Below are 19,346 nucleotides of genomic sequence, written 5' to 3'. Positions count from 1 at the left end.
GTGATTGGGTTAAAAATGAGGTTGAGGTTAAGGTTGATGTTGGGAATAAGGTTGGTGGTTTAATTCAAAGTTAAATATTAATGATTGGTGTTAGTACTAGTCTTGATATCAGCTTTTATCTTATCCTTAATTTTGCGATCAACTAGTTTTCTAAACCATAACCCCTGCAGATAATGAAAATGACGGGCCGTTTTATTATCTAAAAATCCAAATTGAAAAATCATTCGGTAGCCGTAATATAGATATGGTCTGATTCCTAAAGGCAACTTCCACCATAAGCGTTTGAGCCATGCTTTTTTTTCATCAGGATTTCCAAGAAGGTTTGGTTTTAGCGATTGAACCCTCAGATTTTGCATCCTTTCTAGCTCTTCCTGAGCAGTTAAATCGCTATAGCGTTCATGCTTTTTAAGCCAGAAATCAATTTCGTTTTCTTTAAGATTTTCTTCTAAAATATGGCCTGTTTTCCAAACAACAGTTTTCCCAGAAACAATGAAACGATGGTCCATATTTTCATTGAGATCACAATAACCAATGCCAGTGCGAAACAATTTTAAAAGATATATAGGGTAGTAGCCGCCATAGCGAATCCAATTCCCTTGAAAGAAATTCTTTCGATTAAAGTATATGCCATTAATGTTCTTATATCTCTGATCGTCGAAACTTTCGAGCATTTGATAAAGTTCTGGTGTTACGATTTGATCAGCATCCAAACCAATTGTCCAGGGAGTTTTAACCTCAAAATTTTTAAGTGCAAAATCCCATTGTTGTGGGTGATTAATAAACTGATTTATCTTAACCTCAGCATTGTATTGATTGGCTATGGAAATGGTTTTATCAATGCTACCGCTATCCAATATATAGATTGGCGCATTTAATCCCTTAATCGATTCCAATAATCTGGGTAAATGAATTTCTTCGTTGAAAGTAAGGATGATGAAGCTGAAGTTTTTATTCACCATTTTTGTTTAAAACATTTTCATACAAATCCAAGTATTTTTTGACCAATGCATCATCGATAAAGTCTTTCCTAATAGTTGATGGTGCTGAATTTCTAATGCTCTGCCTTTTTTGAGAATCTTCAAATGCTTTCAGTAAATTATTTTGAATACTTTCAGAAGTTAAGCTACAAATCCAACCAAGCTCATTATTATTTACATAATCAGCAAGGCCAACTTTATTAGAAACCAACACAGCAGTACCAACACTTAAACTTTCAATAATCACATTCGCAAAATTCTCATTGTAAGAAGTCAGTACAAGCAAATCATGATTAGCAATTAAATTAAATTTATCTTCATTGCTAACTTGTCCAACCCAATTAATGCGATCACCAAGCTTCAGACTTGCTGCCTTTTGCTTTAAGCTTCTTACATAGCTTTCTTCGCCACTACCTGCAATCGTTAGCATCAAAGGGATTTCAATCAAAGCTAAAGACTCAAACAACAGCTCCAATCCTTTCTTTTCTTCAATGCGAGACAAGAAGATTAACTTAAAAAAATCTGCTTCGTTTGGCGCTTTTAGCACTCTGCCACCTGCAACATTTACCAAATTCGGAATCACAGAAATACTTTTAGGCTTAACAATTTCCAAAATCTCCTTCTGCTCCTGATTACTCGTGGCATGGATGTGGCAGTATCGCAGCAGTCGTTTTCCAATTAATTTATGAATGATTTTTTTAGCAATGGAATTTCTATTTGTTTGAGTATAAGAAGTTAACATACCTCTTGGAGATAATACCACAGGAACATTATACCATTTTGCCACTAAACAACTTATAATTGATACTAAATTCCACCAGGCATGGATGTGAATGATTAGTTTTTCAGGCAAAACATCCTGTCCTTCGGGGAGAATTAAGTTAGCTGTTGCAACAGCAGATGGAAGATTTTTAAATCGCCGGATTTCTTCTCTTAAGTGCCATAACAATTCTGATGAAAAATGACTATGATCTTTAGTCCAACGTGTAAAATAGGTTACAGGTACACCATCAACAATTTCCGGTATTCCACTTTCTACATTTAATTCCTCCTCACCGTTTGCTGTTGTGGTAAAAACTTGGGTAATGTCTTTGTTCTTTGCTCCTTTCTCCTTACATTTTGCTCTTTGCTCATTATACTCGCAAATTGCTTCGCAAAGAAGTCCAATTGATTGTGTAGTACCACCGTAAATATATGCAGGTTTGTAGGAAGGGGTGATGTGGAGGATTTTCAATTTTATAAATATGAATTTGGCTCAATTATATTTAGCCGTTTGAAAATATGTCCTGTAATGTAAATCAATATGAATCCATAGAAAGTAGTATTAAATAAATTTTCGAAACAGCCGCCCTTACTTAGAACAGAAAATAGGCTATAAAATAATATTGATACACCTAGATCATAACCAAATTTTTTTTCTAATAAGAAATAGAAATAATGAACTAAGTAACCATAAACCAGAAAGGTTAGAAATATTGAAATATATCCAAAACTCATGTAAGCATCAGCTATGGTTTGTGGCTTAGCTGAGGTAAAGTCATTCGGCGAATTTAGTACCAATGCACCATTTTCTATTGCACGTTGCTGGGCAGTAACATCCGGACTTTGCTTTGAAGGCCATAAAAACCTTGGTACTAGGCTTTGTATGCCATACTTATAAATCTCAAATCCATAATAAGGTCTTCTTATTGGAACAGATTCGATATAGCGATTTAGCATAGAGATTTCTGAAAGCCTTGTTGTTAAAAAAGCCCAGTTATTGCTTTTAATTCTATCAGTTTCATAAATTTTTGCGTCTTTTAACTCATCTAAAATGTCTACCGCTCCTTTGTTTTCATACCATGCTGCATTTCTAACAACGCCATTAATAGTCGGAATGAAATAAAAATAGGCTAAAATTATTGGTATAAATACTAAGCTTGTTCTTTTTACCCCATATTTGTCATAAAGAATTACACCCAGATAGATTAGTGGAAATAATGTGCTTTCTTTCATGCCGGACAAGAAACCTATGACCATTATCGACAAGAAATAAAGAAAAGCCTTATAAAACACTCGCCGGTTTTCAAGAGAATAGCCTAAATATTTTACAGCACAAATGGTGGAAAAAATATTGAGATAACTACTTAATTGCGCAAATGGTGTTTTTAAAAATATTAGCGCAAAAATTGTGGCACCTAATGATAGTTTTAGATAAGTGTTTGTTCCAATACTCAGTTTATATTCCTGACTTGTAATTTCCTTTTTCTGAAATAGAAAATATCCGAATAAATAGCAAGCGTGTGAAAAAACAATATACTTTTGAGTATTTGCAAGCGCTTCAATCTCAAAATTATTGGGATAGGAAAATTTTTCAAAGAACTGATAACCTTGTTGGTCAATGAAATAAAAAATAGATGTGATCGCCGTATACCCATAAAATAATCCTTGGGATAGAATTAATGGATTAAAAAATCTGAGTTTGCTATTTTTACTGTCTAAATATATACTGAAAACTATTAAATAAATGCTGCCAAACCAGGATATTAAATATGATGTGGTCGGATCTTTGGTTATATAGGTGATTACAAAGGGTAAGAAAAAGAGTAAAAAATGCATTTAGCTTAAAATGTAAGGTAATAATTTTGAAAAATATCTTTCAAAATTTAGTTCATTCTGGAAATCATCCTTCGCAACTGCACTAATTTGATCTCTATTCAAATAAATGTAATTCAACAATTCATCAAGTGATTGATTTGTCAGGTTTGTGAAAAATGCCCACCCCTTTGTGCCCAAAATTTTTTCATATGTGGAGTTGTTAATCATAATTACAGGCAAACCACAAGATATATATTCATAAATTTTATTAGAGGAAGTTGCAGCTGTTTTAAAAGCTATATTTATCGGTTGGTGAATAGCTAAACCAATATCATGCTCAGCAGTAAATTTCATTAATTCACTGTGATTTACTGGCGCTAGTATTTCAACAAACTCTCCTAGGTCAAGGCTTGAGATTAAATCATAAAGTTGTTTAATATACTCCTCAGATGAAAAACCAATAATATTTAATTTAAGGTCTAACCCCGTTTTTTGAACTTTTAAATAATTAATAATTTCGACCAAACCATGCCCTTCTCCGATATGTCCCTGATAAATTAACTTTATAGTTTTATCTTTTTTTGGTACTGAAGGTATAATATTTTTTTTAACAGGGTAATTAGGTAAAAAAAAGAATTTCCCATTCAAAATATTCATTGGGAAGTGTTTCTGTCTTTCTAAAGATGGAAGCGTAAATACTTCTAATTTGTTAAAATTCTTTTGTTCATTTCTGTAAGCGAACCAAGAGATTGAATATTTTTTTAAACGATTCTTCTCCAATACATCGTGATTATGATACCAAATTTTTGGCCTTTTTCTGATGAAATAGGTGACTATTTTGAAGGAAAGTAATGGAATAGGATCATATGCAATAAACCACTTGGGTTTTGAGCTTTTAAGCATCTTGTAAAGTGCATAGCTGAATATGAAAAACGATTTAAGTTTCAGTAAATAAGATGCTTGTTCAGTTTCACGTATTGATTTAAAAGACCCGCTTAGACGTATAGATATATTTTTATTATATACTCCAACATTTTTAGGCTTAACATTTCTGGCTAAAACAATAACTTCATCAACATGCTGAGATAAACTATTAATTGCATTAATGGTTGGAGGGTAGTAATCAGGATGGCTATAAACCGCTGCTAGAATTTTCAATCAATATTTGTTTTATAAATTCAACATTTCTTTTACCAAAATCGTCCCAAGTAAATCCATCTTCGGTAATTCCTCTGCTATATCTTCCCATTTGAGTAATTTTGTCCTTATTTTTGGAGAACCAATTAATAGCATTTTCTAATGCTATATTGTCCATAGCAGATATTAGAATGCCATTTTCGAAGCCTTTTATTAGATCAGCTCCTCCTGAATTTCTAGTGGAAATTAATGGGCAGCCACTTGACATTGCCTGCAGTTGAACCATTGCCATGCCTTCCTGAACACTATTAATGACAAAAACATCAATTTTCTGATACACTTGATATAATTGGCTTTGGTCAACTTTACCAAAGTAGGTTATAAATTCCTCATTTAATAAATTTTTATCGAAAGTACTTTCTTCAATTGGTCCAGCTAAGACTAATTTATATATAGGTGTTTTCTTATTTAATTTTTTTATAACATTTATTACATCTTCTACATTCTTTTGCTTACTTAACGTACCAACGTTACCAAAAGTTATCGCCTTTTCTGGAATGCGCTTTTCAAAGAAAGGAAATTGTTCTAGACTTACACCAAGAAGATTTAGAAATAATTTTTCTTTTCTTATGCCACAAGAAATGAAACTCTCCATAGCAAAAGTGCTTGGAACACTGATGTAATCTGCCAGCTGATATTCTTTTAATTCTTTTTCAACTATCCTGATATTGATTTGCTGTTTTGAAGTATTATTAACTTGTCTTAAAAGAGATTCATGAGTGTTAATATGGGTCGAACCTCTAACTAAGATTATCTTTGCGATAGGATTTTTTGCTCTGATTTTACGGATAGTTTTCTCTCCATAACTTGACCAGATAAAATACACATCACTATCATATTTAATAACTTTTGACGCTAAAAAGTCAAATGCCTCGCATGCTAAAAAATCAAGGGGATATCCAATACCTATAAAATTTGTAGTTCTATTTATAATTTCATTGATATATAATGATTTTATGTATTGCTTTTTTATTCCAAATGGCAATACATATCTCATAGGATAACCTGTGACCAGTTGATTTAATACTCCAATATTTTGAAAGTATATGGCCATATCAAAACCATGCAATCTGCCTGGAACTAAAACACTAATCTTCACGATTTAGCAATACTATATAAATATTTTTTTAACCTTTCAAATAAGAATATGGGGATGCTAAGACCTAATAGAGTGCTGAAAGTATAATAACCTCTTAGCTTTAATTTGTCTTTACTGCTAAGCATTTTATAGTTTTTGAAATGTTTTAATTTTAATCCCTCTTTTAAACCCTTGGCTGCTATCAGCGCCGAATTTTTACGATAATCAATTAACCAAAATGGATAGGTAAATTGATATATCCTTTTTATAATTTTATAATAGTATTTTGTTCCATTTAATCCGGCATCTTTAAATGCCATAGCGCAAGCATTTGCATATGATGGTAAACCAGCATCCAATACTTTGTAGTCGCTTTTTGTTTTGGGTAAAGTATCTAAATATGAATTCGCAATTTCATTGTTAATGCGAATATCTTTTAAAACCATAGGTTCTTTTATGGTAAACAAACAGCCACCTCTTATAATAATTAATGTTGCTAAATAAATTTGAACATAAATACTTCCATCTAATTTTGAGGTATTGACAGAATCAAAGGCACTTTTTTTAAAAATTATGCCCGCTACAAAACTGAAACTTGAGTAATATTTTAATGCAATTTCTGTACCTGATCCAATATTGCTAGTTTGCTGAGCCCTTAATTGAATATTATTTACATCTAAATAATCAGCGCTATTGCAAAAACCAACATCAGGAAAGTTTTTGTTTTTAAGAAAAAGTGTCAATCTATTAATTACAAAATCATCAGCCACAGTATCATCATTTCCTAAAACAAAGCAATAATCTCCAGAAGCTAATTCCAGGCTTTTCCTCAAATTCCTATCGTAACCCACATTTTTCTCAAATTTGTGGTATATCAAAGGATAGCGATAGGATTTTTGTAATATGGCAATCTCTATAGCTGTATTGTCGGTGCTCGCATCATCAGAAATAATCACTTCTAGGTTGGCATCTTTTTGAAGAGCGATTCTTTCAAGATTGATTTTTAGGTATTCAATCCTATTATACTGAGGGATACAAATTGAAATTTTTATCATTAAAAGGAAATAGGAAAAGAATTTTTTATGTAATCTTCAAAAGAATCAATGCTCCCCTTAAAGTATTCATAGCTTGATCTTATTTTACTATGCATGTGTTCTGGATGTCTTATAATTGGTGATTCGGATAAGAAGCCAGCCCATTCACTAAACGAACTGTGATCGGATGTAATTATTATTTTACTTCGGCTTAAATTTATCAAATCAACAACATCTATACTACATTCAGATAATGTTATATTTTCTAAATTCAAAATTTCTTCTAGCTCTTCTTTGTAACCATCACTGAATATAGTGGCTTTTGGAGATACTTTTAAGAGTCCTGTTATTTTTTGAACACAATCAATAAAATAATTCAATGGTGTCCTAGTAGCACCAAACAACTTAAAATCAGCCCCCGTTGGTAAAGTCTTAAAATCTCCCATCCTTATATGGATGCCAACTTCAATATTTGAATAATTTTGATTTACTTGTTCTTTTACTTTTTCTGATAAAATCTCAAAAAATGCCTCTTTTATCATTAGTCTATACGACCAAATGCTTTCAAAATAGTTTTTACATGAAGGAATTTGATTAAATAAGTATCTACTATTAGTTTGAACTGCTGTCGATTCAATATCAGGTTCTGCAACAATTGAAGTATTTGCTAACATATGTTGTAAATACATCATTTTTAATGAAAAAGAGTTTCTTTTAAATTGCCCGAAATAAAATCTCTTAGCTTTTTCTCTTCTCAGAAATGGACCGATATGAATTCTTTTAAATCCAATAATGTAGAGAGGCAGGTTATTTTTTTTTGCAAACACTAAAGCCCTAGCCCAAACAAATAATTTATTTCCTAATCCTGCTCTTGGCAATCTTGCAATAAATAGACTATTCAAGGTACTTATTTATGTAACTGATCATAAGTTTGGTTCTATTTTGATAGCCATAACCAGATTTTATACTTCGGTAATTTCCATTAGCTTTAATTTTGGAAACTAAGCCCTCATGCACTTTATAAAATTGTAACTTGTCTTTTAGCTCTTCAATGGAATCAAAGTAAATTGCTTCTTTATCTTCTTCAAAAAAGCCTAATTGCTCTTCTGTGCGTTCAGATATCAATAGCCCACTATAGCCTGGAACTTCAAATGTCCGCATATTATGAGATTGCTCAATAATATTCTGTGGGCGTAAAAAATTCAATATCCCCCTTGCACTTAAGCAGGCGTCAGCATAATCTTGTGTATATAACAGCTTATCATGGTATTTTATATTCTTCAATCTCATTAGTTTTCTATTCCAAACAGTAGGGCCAAAAACTTGTAAATTAAATTTAGTTAAATTCTTAATTTTTTGCTCCCTGTCTTTGTCCCATGCGCCAATAAATAAAACCTGCTCGAGCAAGTGTGAAGATTTACTTTTTATTGGTTTTATAGTTTCATCATAACCAAACGGAATACAATTGCTAGTTACATTGTAATCCGCTTTTAGCTGCTTGCAAATTGAATTTGAATAGGAAAAATAAATATCAAAAAGGCTTAAACTATCAGCAACGTTTGAATTTCCCGCACCTTTACTATAAAATTTGAAAGGATGATCGGGATTATAGTTGCATAAAAGACTGCAGTTGCTTTTCAATACTTTAATTGTTTCAGGCTTTAATTCCATGCCTTTAAATATTAAAATTACCTGCGGTCTTAAACTTACTGCCGTTTCTAATACTTTTTGATTAATGTTTTTATAATAATATTTAGGAGACAAATTGAATAATATTTTATGCCCAACATTTTTATTCTTTAATTCATTCGCATCAATCTGTATATCTAAACAAACTACTTTCCATCCATTAAATTTCAAGCCTCTTACATATTGATGTTCTAATGCACCTATGCTAAATGAACCAAGAATTAAGATGGAATTTTTATTTGAAATCAATTTCTCTTTTTTTTAAACGAATACTTGGTTTGTGGGTGAAACCCAAAGTTTTTGTTAAATAAAATGTCATCATTAAGGATAATTTTAATCTTGAAAAGTCTAGATTTATTAATGAACGTACATTTCTCTTGAATAGTTGTAAATTGAATTTAGTGTAAAAAGCCAACATCTGCTTTTTGCTAAATATCTCTGAGTAATACAATATTAAGTTAGCGTGTTCAAAAATATCTCGGTGGGTTTTAAATGAATTGGAAGATACACTATTTGAAGTCTGCCTGTATAATGTAAGGCATTTAGGTATATAAATAATATTAAAGCCTAAACCAAAAACTTGTAATATCCATTCCATATCTCCATATTGAGGCATTTCTTCATTAAAACCATTGGTGGCATAAAATGACGATAATTTAATTGCACAACCTGAGATATGCCACCATGTTCCATTTTGTAGAGTATTTTTAATGGCGTTTTTATTCCCTTTGATAATTATACTTTTTTCTTTTTCCTCTCCCGGCTCTATTTCTCCGTTTTCCCAGAATACATCATAGCTGCTGGATATGCTCGCTATTGTTTCGTCGCTTTCATCAATAGCGTAACACATTTCTTTTAGCCAATTTGCCTTAGCTAAATCATCAGCGTGAAGAATTAGTATCCAGTCGTAATCATTTTTAATCGATTTAATAATCCTGTTGAGATTTCCTCTTTCACCTCGATTAAGGTCAGACTTTACAATTCTAATATTTGTTTTTCTATCTGTCCAAACTTTTGTGCTTACTTCAATCGTTTCATCAGTAGAAAAATCGTCAGCAATGAAAACTTCTGAAATATTATACAATGAAGGATTGTTTTCTTGAATTGATATTAATGTTTCTTCAATAGTATTTGCAGCATTATATGTAGGTACAACAATTGTTTTCCTAAGCATAAAATGTTGATTTTGTAATTAAATTTTCAAAATGTTCAGTGAAAGAGCTAACCTTATGCTTGGTTGTATTTGAGCTTTTTTTTGAACCAATAATTTTTCTACTTAAATCAATTGAATTTCCTGCTATAAAAAGACCTTCAGTCATATTATAATGATTTAAAAGCTCCTTGCAACCCCCAATGTTCGAGGCTATAATCTGACACCCACATGCAATAGCTTCATGAATAACTAGTGGGCCTATTTCATAACATTCAGACGGAACGATAACAAAATCAGCTTTACAATAAATTTCTGCTAATTGAGCTTGATTTACTTCTCTAAGCCACTTAATGTCATTACGTAATTTTGTTTGATCTATCAATTCCTGAATTTTTTTGTCATTAGAGATAGGGGAAGCTGTTAGCCATAACTCTGATTGGTTATCTTCCTTTAATAAAAGCCAGGCTTTAAGCAGGGTTTTTATGCCCTTGATCGCAACTGGTCTTCCACTAAAAAGATGAATTTTTTTTGTATTATGAATACGTTCTTTTTGAAAAAAAATTGGTGTTATACCATGCCTTTCTTTCTTAATTATCGTTTCTTTGACGCCTAAATCTAAGAGATGATTTTTAATACCATCAGAATACACCCACCATTCATCTGTTAAATCAACTAATTTTTCAAAGCTTTCTATACTATGCTTAACCAGATACTTCATGTTAAATATAGCTGGTAGTTTTTTTAAATAGGTATTAGGTAGAAGTGCAGCAAAGGACTTAATCACCCCGTAAGGTAACTTAAATCTATAACTTAATACATCTGCTGTATGATTGGTGTACTGTGGCTTTTCCATTAAAGTATTTCCAAAGGTCAATGTTTCTTTTGGGTCTGAAATGGCGGTATGATAAGATGTAATTAATTTTAAATTTGGATTCAGAGTTTTTAATGCAAAGATAATGTCTAAACCAATTGTAATGGTAAATCCATTAAGATGTAATAAATCATAATCTTTGAACTTAAAAAAGTCCACATAACTATCAGCATACTCTTTAGAATTTCTGGAATAAATATGTGGAGTTTGCACAGATTTAGTAAAAACCCCATAAATGCTGATTCCTTCATAGAGATATTGACAAATCAAAATATTGGCGTCATTATAAATCATGTCATTTGACTGCACATGAACTTCATCAAGCGCAGAAATTATCTGAACATGATGCCCTAAACCTAAAAGATGTTTGGCTAAATGTAAAACATAAACTTCGGTGCCACCTTGGTAGTATGGATAAAAGTTATGTGTCGCTAGCAAAATATTCATCTTTTTATTAGGATGCTTTTAATTTTTCTATATAATGAAGTAAGCTTGAACAGTCCATTAAATCCAATTAGTTTGCCCATAATTGCATATCGGGGTAAATAATGAATTGATTGTTCTTTAAGAATATTTATGCCCTTTTGATATAATGCTTGGTTTACAGAAACATCTTGATTTAAAATATTGAAAATTCCAGAATAGGTTACCTCGCAATCTGCATCAGTTACTAACAAATTATTATCAATACAGTAAAAAAAATTTAAAAGACAGCCTTCAAGAAATAAAGCCTGATTACGATTTGACAATGAATATTCGTTAGTATTCATTTTCCAAAATAACCCAAATGACGAGTTTTTATCTACTTTAAACTTTGCCTTATTGCTAAACAATCTAAGGTATAGATTAACATCTTCAATAAGCCATCTATCTTCATCAAAGCCATTAACAGCCATTAGTGCATCCTTTCTAAATAATGCAGCGCCAATTTGAAAAAAACCATTTGTTTCTAGCAATTGCCCGCAATGATTGATTTCATCGAAATTTGGGTATGTTATTTTTGATGTTATTTTTTTTGGCAACTTTGTTAAACTCCAGTCTGTTCTTTGAGTTCCACCTACTACCACATCTATCTTTGGGTTTTTGATTAAAAATTCTGCTTGAGTGCTTAATTTTTCATAAGTAATTAAATCATCATCATCAATAAATTGTATGAATGTCCCTTTAGCTAAGTTTAGTCCAATATTCCTAGAATGAGATGGGCCTAAATTTTCTGTAAGAAACTGAAAGTTAACCCAAGGATAAGCTGTATTCAGCTTATCTTGTGAAACAATATCGTTTGTAGAATTATCAATTACGATAAATTCTAAAATTTCTTTCAGTTCGTGCCAAGGTTTATATTGGTCTAACTGATAGCGTAAATAGTTTGATCTATTATGGTGAATAATAACTATGCTGACTTTGTTCAAAGCGATGTTATGAAAGATTTAGTCTGTTCTTTATCTTTCGTAATATTCGAATTTGTATTTTATTTTTAAACCACTGGTGCTGCACCTTATTAAGCCTAAAGTTTGCTTTTATAGTATTTTCAGGATTGAAAATAAAATCATACCATTTTATATCATACTCGTTTGGAGCTTGCTTAGGCAAACCAATTATTTTCCATGGTTTATGTTCACCAGTACAATGTATAAATGCATTTGGTCTAAAATTTCCAATTTGGAAGAATGGATTAAGCTGAGTAGATATTCCTAACCAATCGCTAGGTGAAAAAGATACAATGTCTGCCGTAGCGACATTTTGTAATAAACAATTATATATATCCTGGTCAGCCATTGGAAAGTCATCATTTTCAAACAAAAATTTTGTTGGATCTAAAGTAGTTTCAATCATGTTCAACCAATTCATTAGAAAATCAAAATGTAATGTAGAATTTCCAGCAAAAAAACCAGCATTGTAATACCATGGAGAAGGAATTTCTATATCACTGGGTGACACTGTTCTCCAAAGATGGCGCCTATGGTCATTATGCGGAACTATTCCATCAATTACTGTACAAAATTTACCTTGTTCTATATATTTCTCAACAATCCTAACAAATTTCGCACTACTAACAATTATATCTGCATCAAAAAATATAAAGCTATTTGCTGGGTTATCTAGAATTAATTTGCCCTTTAGATTTGTAGGATTCCAGTCTGAATCAATTATAATTTGCTTAATATTTTTATGCCCAGTTAATTCAATAATTTCCTTATCAGTACCAACAATAATTTCATTTTCTATTCCGCAGAAACGTAGAGAGTTAATCAAAGCAATAACGCCATATTTATAGTTGCCTTTAGTAATTGTGTATATTGTGGAGGCTATCATTGAATTATTACACTTATTATTTTAATTTACATTTATACAATATGAACGCTCGATTGGAATCTGAATTAACGAGTGTTCTGCTCTCATTGATCAACTATTATAGATATTTAGTCTCACAACTATTTTTTTTATAATTTTTCTAATCTTGCGCTTTATTTTAACAAAAAATGGAGTATTATAATCCACAACTTCTTCTAAAATATCACTGTAACCTTTTTGTTGAGTTGCGACATTATCACTGAACCCATATACTAAAAGGCTAGAATGGAGGTCTGCTATAGCACAATCGACCCAACGTTTGTCTGTTTCAATTTTTTGGATTAATTCCGCTATGCATCGATAATTAACTGCGTAACAGTGAGTTGTTAATGTACGCGTGATTCTCGTAATATTTTTATCAATTTGAATTGGAGGCAGGTTATGTGTTCCTCCAAAATAAATCATGTCCCAATCATAATTAATAGTTTTCAAGAGATATTTTAATTTGCTATTGAAGTTTTTTTTAATAATGGCGTCATCTTCAATGATTAGTATTCTGGAAAACTTCTTCTCTTCTGCATCTTTAAGAATTTTCAAATGGCTCAATCTACATCCCAAAGCTCCTTTTGAGTATGACCAATCAATATTTTTAATAATTGCTTTTCCATCTACTGCTTCAAATACCTTAATATCATTTTTACTAAAAATCTCTTTATTTTTTATAAAAAAGCTCTCTAATCTATCAGGTCTCCTTTTTAAGTTTACAAGATAAATTTGATCAAAATATTGCCTGTAATTAATGTATGGTGTTAAATCATAATCCATGTGTCAAGACAAATTTTTGAATCATTATGTACAAACCATTCCCTTGGTGCTATTACTAACTTTTCGTTATTTTGATTTAGCCAAGCACTCCACCAGCTATAGCTACTATTAGCAATAATATTATGTTTACAAATGCTCATCAAGTACATATCAGTCCATACTGGCTCAGACTGAGTGAGCATAAAATAAACAGAATTATTATTATTGAAATTTTCTTTACACCAATTAATATCATCCGAAAAAACAAAAAATTTGGGGTTTTTTGTTTTTTTTGCAATTAACTCTATAGCATAATTATAATATGATATTGGTAAAATACCATGAACCGCGATATTTTGACTTTTTAAATAATCACCCCTTCTTACATGAATGGATACTGCATTTACTGATATAATTTCGTTCTTTAGAAATGATATACTCTCCGATACTTCAGGGAATTTAAATTTATCAATTAATGTAGGCCGTATATGATTGAAGTATTTTGGGTCTTGAAAATAGCCTGATACTAAACAAATTTTCTCTTTTATGTCATTCTGGTAATAGTTGGAGGCATTTTCATCAGTCAGGTTTAATATTTTTATTAAAAAATTGGGAAACAAGGGCCTTAATTTGAATATTTTTCTACTGGTAATAAGTCTAATGATTATTACTGGAATCTTTTTAGTTTTTATATTGGTGAAAATCTCAAGCTCGTAATTTCTTGAAGTTATGAAGTTAGACTTATTACTAGAATTCAAGTAGGAGGTCAAATCAAATGCAATCTTATGCTTGTTCGCTATGGCTCTTGCAAACGCATATTGGAACATTTGATTTCCAAGCCCCCCCATCAACTTAGCTATTATCATGTATTTTTTATAAACCAAAAACATCCACAGCCATAAGTTTGAGTCTTTCCAAGGCTAAGTGGTGCTCCATTAATAAATTGCCCATCATCTGTAATTAATGAGAATTCTTTCAAAGAATATCCAGAAAAAAAATCTATTATCATAATTGGGTCGTAAATCCTATGTGCGTTAAACATAATTTTTGGATTACCTACTGGCACAACAAATAGAATTGAGCCTCCTTTTTTAACGACTCTTTTTATTTCATTTATAGCCTTGATATCCCCATCAGGATCTATTTGATCGCCATAACGCCCTAAGCCAATATGCTCTATTGTATGCATACAGGATAAAGATTCAATACTATTATCTTCGAAAAATAAATTGGTCAGATCAATTTTCTCTGATTTTAGACCACTTAAGCTCACCTCTGCTGGCCTGTAATCATAAAATTTAACTGGTAAAAATGCAGATAAAATTGTACTGAAATATAATATTGATGATATATCTGTATGTTCAGTTGGATTCAATGACTTAATAATTCTAGCCGCCCAAGCTGGATGATATATATAATGAGCGTCAAATTCTGTAATATTGGTATTATCGTTTAGGCAGGGATATATATCTGCTCTTTCACATGACAATTTGCAATTTATATCATTTCTTTTGAAAGTCTCAAACTGATCATTAAAAATCTGTTTCTTGCTATAATTATTCTTATATCTATTGAACCTTGAAATAAGCCTGTTAATCATAAAGTTTCTTTATTAAATCTTTTTATCCAAATATCTTTCAGAACGAAAATTGTATTTATATAGGTATCTGAATATAAAAAATACCCGTTTGAACACAGGAAGTTAATTAAATTATGATTTTTAATTTCATTGCCCGAGGTAGAAAACGTTAATGTTTCAATACAAATAACCTTAGGAGGATTTTCTAAATAGTTTATTGATCTCACAATCTTTTCATCAAAACCTTCAACATCAATGTTCAATAAGTCAGGAAATATCCCACCATTATATTTATTCAATATATCCTTAATCGTCACTACCTTCGTTTTTATAATTTGCTTAATGGGAAAATTTTCCTCATTTTGATAGCGTTCAGCTTCAGTTTTAGAAAATGTATTTAGTGTTCGGCTAGACATTATATAAAAATCTTCTATAGAATTTGATAGACCAACCCCAATATTGAGATTTGTATCCTTTTTCCTTTTCTTGAGGAAAATGGGAAAAAGGGTACTATCTGGCTCTACATTTATTCCTCTTGAACCTGTTTCATAGAACAAAAAGGTATTGCTTAGAAAATATGGGTGGTGTGCCCCAATGTCAAGATATGATGGTTTCGATATTCCAATGTTATCGAAAATATATTTTATGATAAGGTCTTCACCACATTGAGAATACGATTTTCTCCTATATTTATTTTTGAAAAACATTAATTAATTTTCTTAAAGTAAGTAAAAAGATTATTGGAAGTGGTGGTCTAAAGTTTATGTTTAAAGCTTTGAGATCAGATTTTGATTGTATATTATAAATTTTAAATATAGACCTAAAGAAAAGAAGGAATCGCAGATTAAATATCAATTTCCAATAGTAATTTTTTCTATATAAATATAAATATTCCTTGACTTCAACTTCTTTATTGTTAATGCAATTATTTGTAACATTATGTTTCGCGCCGGATATACTAGTAATAAGAGGTTCTTGATTATACTGAAATAGTTTGTTCGCTTTTAAGAATCTAATATAAAAATCTATGTCGACTAACCACTTTAAATTTTCATCGTAATTAAAACTACTTTCTCGTTTATAAATAGTTGAACTTGGTGGACCTATGATATTACCAAAAAACAAAATAAGTGGATTTGATACAAGTTGATTAATTACTTTTGTACTAGGTTTGTGTATCCAGTTATGCCCAAATTCTACATTTCTAGCATTAGCACTGCTAAATCCAAAGTCAGATTCCGGATGATCGTCTAGCATTTTTACAAATTTGCTTAAACTAGTCCTGTGTGAAAAATAATCATCATGATGAAGAATCTTGATATAATCACCTTTTGCTAGAGATATAGCTTTATTCCAGTTCTTTGGCGAGCCTAATGTTTCTTTATTTTTGTGATAGGTAAGCCTTCCTTTAAAATTAAAAGTCTTGATCAAGTCCAATACAGAACTGTCAGGGGTATCATCTGTTATAATTATTTCATAATCTACAAAATCCTGTGCTTTAATTGAATTTAGTGTCAACTCCAAAAAATTTAATTGTTGGTATGTTGGTATACAGATTGAAACCTTAGGCATTTGGTTTTTGAGCAATGCAAATAATAAAATCCTTATTTTCCAAATCTTCTTCTATCTCATGTGTTTGATAGTTTTGAAATTTGAAGCTATTATTTACAAATCCCGCATTTAATAGCCAATTATTGATGAGATATTGGTCTATAAAATATGTTTTATGATGGCCCAATATTTTTGCAACTTCGGTATCCTTTTGCATATATGGTGTAGAAAATATCAAAATCCCTCCAGGTTTTAATGCCAGGCAGAATTTTTTTAGCAATCTGCATATGTCATGTTCATCAAAATGTTCGATTGTTTCAAATGATATTATTTTGTCAAATAGTTCTACGTAATTAATAGTCAAAATATCCTTTTCAATAAAGGTTACTTTCTTATTAGAGGAATATCTTCTGCTAATTTTATCTATTACATTTTGGTTGATATCAAGCCCTATTATTTTACTGGCAATTACGGATAACATAACGCTACCATAACCTGTGCCGCATGCGAAATCACCGCAAATATCAGATTGAGTAAGAAGATTTGAAGCATATTGATAGCGCCTGTAGTGACTTTTTTGATACATATCAAATCCATCAAAGTTTATGAGTCTATTATAATGGATTTCTATTCTTTCTCCGTTGTCTTCCAACAGCCTTTTATTGTAGAAAAACCTATGAATTCTCATCATGATTTTTTTTAGAAACTTTATCATTATTCGTTATAAATGTTATTAATATCTATAAAATTGAAGTTGCCAATGTGTATACTATGTCCAATTGAGAAGTGGTCTTATAATTCCCGGGAAATTACCTGATGTTAAACCTCTAGATGTTACAATATCTGTTCGAAGTGAATCTAAAGTTTCAAATGATACAACATCTTTTACATGAAGGTGAAGCTCGTGTTGTTTATGATTGAATATTGCAACACTTATAATTATTCGGCTTTCGTTGAAGAAATTAGCAGGTATCCAAGCAACTGTTTTAAAAGTTCCAAGCGGGTGTGGAACATTATACCATTTAGAATTTACACTATGCGAATCAAAGAGATGTTGATTTTCACCTGAGTAAAAATTTATCCCATGCCATAATATATGATTTGATTCTAATACTTTATATTCTAGCTCAATTCCTATTTTTTCTGTTACATCAAAACTTTCTTTTATTTTGCTGTTTTCATCTATTATACTGACAGCAATAAGCTTAACAATATGATTTCCTGGCAAATTTTCATTTAACCATCGAAAGTTGGAGGATATATTATAGTTTATTTCCTTGTATTTATTTATTGAAAAATCTGTTAGACCATCTGAGATAATCTCTCCATTCTTAAGTAAAATAGATCTCTTACAAAATGCTCTTACGCTATCCATATTATGGCTCACAAACAACACTGTTCTTCCTTCACCTTTACTCACTTCACCCATCTTGCCTAAACATTTCTTTTGAAATTCTGCGTCACCTACTGCCAAGACCTCATCCACAATTAGAATTTCAGATTCTAAGTGAGCAGCAACAGCAAAAGCTAGGCGAACATACATACCTGATGAATAGCGTTTAACTGGAGTATCTAGATAACGTTCAATTCCGGCAAAATCTACAATTTCCTCTAGTTTACGCTGTATTTCTTTCTTACGCATCCCTAAAATGGCACCATTCAGAAAAATATTTTCACGTCCGGATAATTCAGGATGAAATCCAGTACCTACTTCGAGTAAACTTGCAATTCTACCTTTACCAGATATTTTACCTGTAGTAGGAGCGGTGACTTTACTCAATATTTTTAATAACGTACTTTTGCCGGCACCATTTCTTCCAATAATACCTACCGCATCACCCTGTTCAATTTCGAAATTTATGTCTTTCAAACTCCATACTACGTCACTCTCGCTTTTGGTATTTTGGTTATTGCTTTCACCGATTCGTAAAAATGGATCTTCCTTACCACGCATGCGGGCATACCAACGCTCTAGATCCCGACTTATGGTACCTGTTCCAATTTGCCCAAGTTGGTAAGCTTTGGAGAGGTTTTCTACTTTTATTGCGATACTCATCATTGTTCGTTGTTCGTTTGTCGTTTCTCGTTCTTAATTGAAAGACGATGGATGAATGGCGGCTTATCCTAAAGACTTGATTAGCTTAGCTAACATCATTATTATACTAATGATTTGGCTGTCAATAAACAGATAATTTTCTTCATTTATATATGCTAAACTTTTAGCCAAATATAAGTGATAGTGTGTTTCCGCTAAGGACCCCTTTGCAATAAATAAAAACTGCTTAAATTCTTTAATATGTTGCCTAGCTTGCCCTTCAACTATATTCGTTGGTACACTAGCTGCACTTCTTCTAATTTGGGAAGGTAACCCAAATAATTCTTCCTTAGGAAATTGCTTGGTCAACAAATAAATTGATAATGTGAGATCGTGAGCTTTTTTCCATACTTCTAATTTGTTTTCGATAATGATGGTTTTATAGTAAGAAATTGAAGGATAATTGAATTAATATATTGTTTTTTTTTCGTTGCTCGTTGGACGAAAAA

General features: G+C 31.3%; 20 protein-coding genes. All 20 read right to left on the bottom strand.

What is annotated here, in order from left to right; genetic code table 11:
* Positions 1-77 precede the first annotated feature (77 nt).
* Positions 78-959 carry a glycosyltransferase family 2 protein gene (locus tag LUA91_RS15960; protein ID WP_231427114.1) on the bottom strand — a complete coding sequence of 294 codons (882 nt, stop codon included), beginning with the start codon at positions 957-959 and terminating at the stop codon, positions 78-80.
* Entirely contained in the window at positions 949-2,211 is a 1,263-nt protein-coding gene (locus LUA91_RS15955; RefSeq protein WP_231427113.1) for an XrtY-associated glycosyltransferase XYAG1, read from the bottom strand. Before LUA91_RS15955 ends, LUA91_RS15960 begins: the two co-directional genes overlap by 11 nt.
* A 2-nt stretch (positions 2,212-2,213) precedes the next feature.
* Entirely contained in the window at positions 2,214-3,575 is a 1,362-nt protein-coding gene (locus LUA91_RS15950) for a hypothetical protein (protein WP_231427112.1), read from the bottom strand.
* Positions 3,576-4,712 (bottom strand): glycosyltransferase, encoded by a 1,137-nt coding sequence (locus LUA91_RS15945; RefSeq protein ID WP_231427111.1) that lies wholly within the window; start codon positions 4,710-4,712, stop codon positions 3,576-3,578. It abuts the gene before it with no gap.
* On the bottom strand, positions 4,687-5,850 hold the full coding sequence (locus LUA91_RS15940; RefSeq protein ID WP_231427110.1) for a glycosyltransferase family 4 protein: 1,164 nt from the start codon (positions 5,848-5,850) through the stop codon (positions 4,687-4,689). Before LUA91_RS15940 ends, LUA91_RS15945 begins: the two co-directional genes overlap by 26 nt.
* Complete coding sequence (locus tag LUA91_RS15935) at positions 5,847-6,884, bottom strand: glycosyltransferase family 2 protein (protein WP_231427109.1); 1,038 nt, start codon at positions 6,882-6,884, stop codon at positions 5,847-5,849. Before LUA91_RS15935 ends, LUA91_RS15940 begins: the two co-directional genes overlap by 4 nt.
* Positions 6,884-7,765 carry an alpha-1,2-fucosyltransferase gene (locus LUA91_RS15930; RefSeq protein ID WP_231427108.1) on the bottom strand — a complete coding sequence of 294 codons (882 nt, stop codon included), beginning with the start codon at positions 7,763-7,765 and terminating at the stop codon, positions 6,884-6,886. Before LUA91_RS15930 ends, LUA91_RS15935 begins: the two co-directional genes overlap by 1 nt.
* The gene (locus tag LUA91_RS15925) at positions 7,758-8,801 is read right to left on the bottom strand and encodes a glycosyltransferase (protein WP_231427107.1); all 1,044 of its coding nucleotides are present in this window, start codon (positions 8,799-8,801) and stop codon (positions 7,758-7,760) included. Before LUA91_RS15925 ends, LUA91_RS15930 begins: the two co-directional genes overlap by 8 nt.
* Positions 8,788-9,726 (bottom strand): glycosyltransferase family 2 protein, encoded by a 939-nt coding sequence (locus LUA91_RS15920; protein ID WP_231427106.1) that lies wholly within the window; start codon positions 9,724-9,726, stop codon positions 8,788-8,790. Before LUA91_RS15920 ends, LUA91_RS15925 begins: the two co-directional genes overlap by 14 nt.
* Positions 9,719-11,023, bottom strand: a complete 1,305-nt coding sequence (locus LUA91_RS15915) for a glycosyltransferase family 4 protein (RefSeq protein WP_231427105.1) — start codon at positions 11,021-11,023, stop codon at positions 9,719-9,721. The genes LUA91_RS15920 and LUA91_RS15915 overlap by 8 nt, the downstream gene beginning before the upstream one ends.
* Positions 11,020-11,985: a glycosyltransferase family 2 protein gene (locus LUA91_RS15910; protein ID WP_231427104.1), complete on the bottom strand. Its 966-nt coding sequence runs from the start codon at positions 11,983-11,985 to the stop codon at positions 11,020-11,022. The genes LUA91_RS15915 and LUA91_RS15910 overlap by 4 nt, the downstream gene beginning before the upstream one ends.
* A 7-nt stretch (positions 11,986-11,992) precedes the next feature.
* Positions 11,993-12,889: a hypothetical protein gene (locus tag LUA91_RS15905; RefSeq protein WP_231427103.1), complete on the bottom strand. Its 897-nt coding sequence runs from the start codon at positions 12,887-12,889 to the stop codon at positions 11,993-11,995.
* Between the two features lie 90 nt (positions 12,890-12,979).
* Positions 12,980-13,693 carry a glycosyltransferase family 25 protein gene (locus LUA91_RS15900; RefSeq protein ID WP_231427102.1) on the bottom strand — a complete coding sequence of 238 codons (714 nt, stop codon included), beginning with the start codon at positions 13,691-13,693 and terminating at the stop codon, positions 12,980-12,982.
* Positions 13,678-14,538 carry an alpha-1,2-fucosyltransferase gene (locus LUA91_RS15895; protein WP_231427101.1) on the bottom strand — a complete coding sequence of 287 codons (861 nt, stop codon included), beginning with the start codon at positions 14,536-14,538 and terminating at the stop codon, positions 13,678-13,680. The genes LUA91_RS15900 and LUA91_RS15895 overlap by 16 nt, the downstream gene beginning before the upstream one ends.
* Positions 14,535-15,272 (bottom strand): DUF268 domain-containing protein, encoded by a 738-nt coding sequence (locus LUA91_RS15890; RefSeq protein WP_231427100.1) that lies wholly within the window; start codon positions 15,270-15,272, stop codon positions 14,535-14,537. Before LUA91_RS15890 ends, LUA91_RS15895 begins: the two co-directional genes overlap by 4 nt.
* Positions 15,269-15,958, bottom strand: coding sequence for an FkbM family methyltransferase (locus LUA91_RS15885; protein ID WP_231427099.1), 690 nt, complete (start codon positions 15,956-15,958; stop codon positions 15,269-15,271). The genes LUA91_RS15890 and LUA91_RS15885 overlap by 4 nt, the downstream gene beginning before the upstream one ends.
* Complete coding sequence (locus tag LUA91_RS15880; protein WP_231427098.1) at positions 15,942-16,823, bottom strand: glycosyltransferase; 882 nt, start codon at positions 16,821-16,823, stop codon at positions 15,942-15,944. Before LUA91_RS15880 ends, LUA91_RS15885 begins: the two co-directional genes overlap by 17 nt.
* The gene (locus tag LUA91_RS15875) at positions 16,816-17,493 is read right to left on the bottom strand and encodes a bifunctional 2-polyprenyl-6-hydroxyphenol methylase/3-demethylubiquinol 3-O-methyltransferase UbiG (protein WP_231427097.1); all 678 of its coding nucleotides are present in this window, start codon (positions 17,491-17,493) and stop codon (positions 16,816-16,818) included. The genes LUA91_RS15880 and LUA91_RS15875 overlap by 8 nt, the downstream gene beginning before the upstream one ends.
* A 78-nt stretch (positions 17,494-17,571) precedes the next feature.
* On the bottom strand, positions 17,572-18,861 hold the full coding sequence (locus LUA91_RS15870; protein ID WP_231427096.1) for an ABC transporter ATP-binding protein: 1,290 nt from the start codon (positions 18,859-18,861) through the stop codon (positions 17,572-17,574).
* Between the two features lie 60 nt (positions 18,862-18,921).
* Positions 18,922-19,266 carry a four helix bundle protein gene (locus LUA91_RS15865; RefSeq protein ID WP_255717821.1) on the bottom strand — a complete coding sequence of 115 codons (345 nt, stop codon included), beginning with the start codon at positions 19,264-19,266 and terminating at the stop codon, positions 18,922-18,924.
* Positions 19,267-19,346 lie beyond the last annotated feature (80 nt).

It is taken from the genome of Pedobacter sp. Leaf250 (genome assembly GCF_920984735.1).
In the GTDB taxonomy this organism is placed as follows: domain Bacteria; phylum Bacteroidota; class Bacteroidia; order Sphingobacteriales; family Sphingobacteriaceae; genus Pedobacter.
The sequence above is the reverse complement of the archived record's forward strand: the minus strand, read 5'-3'. Positions and strand labels throughout refer to the sequence as shown.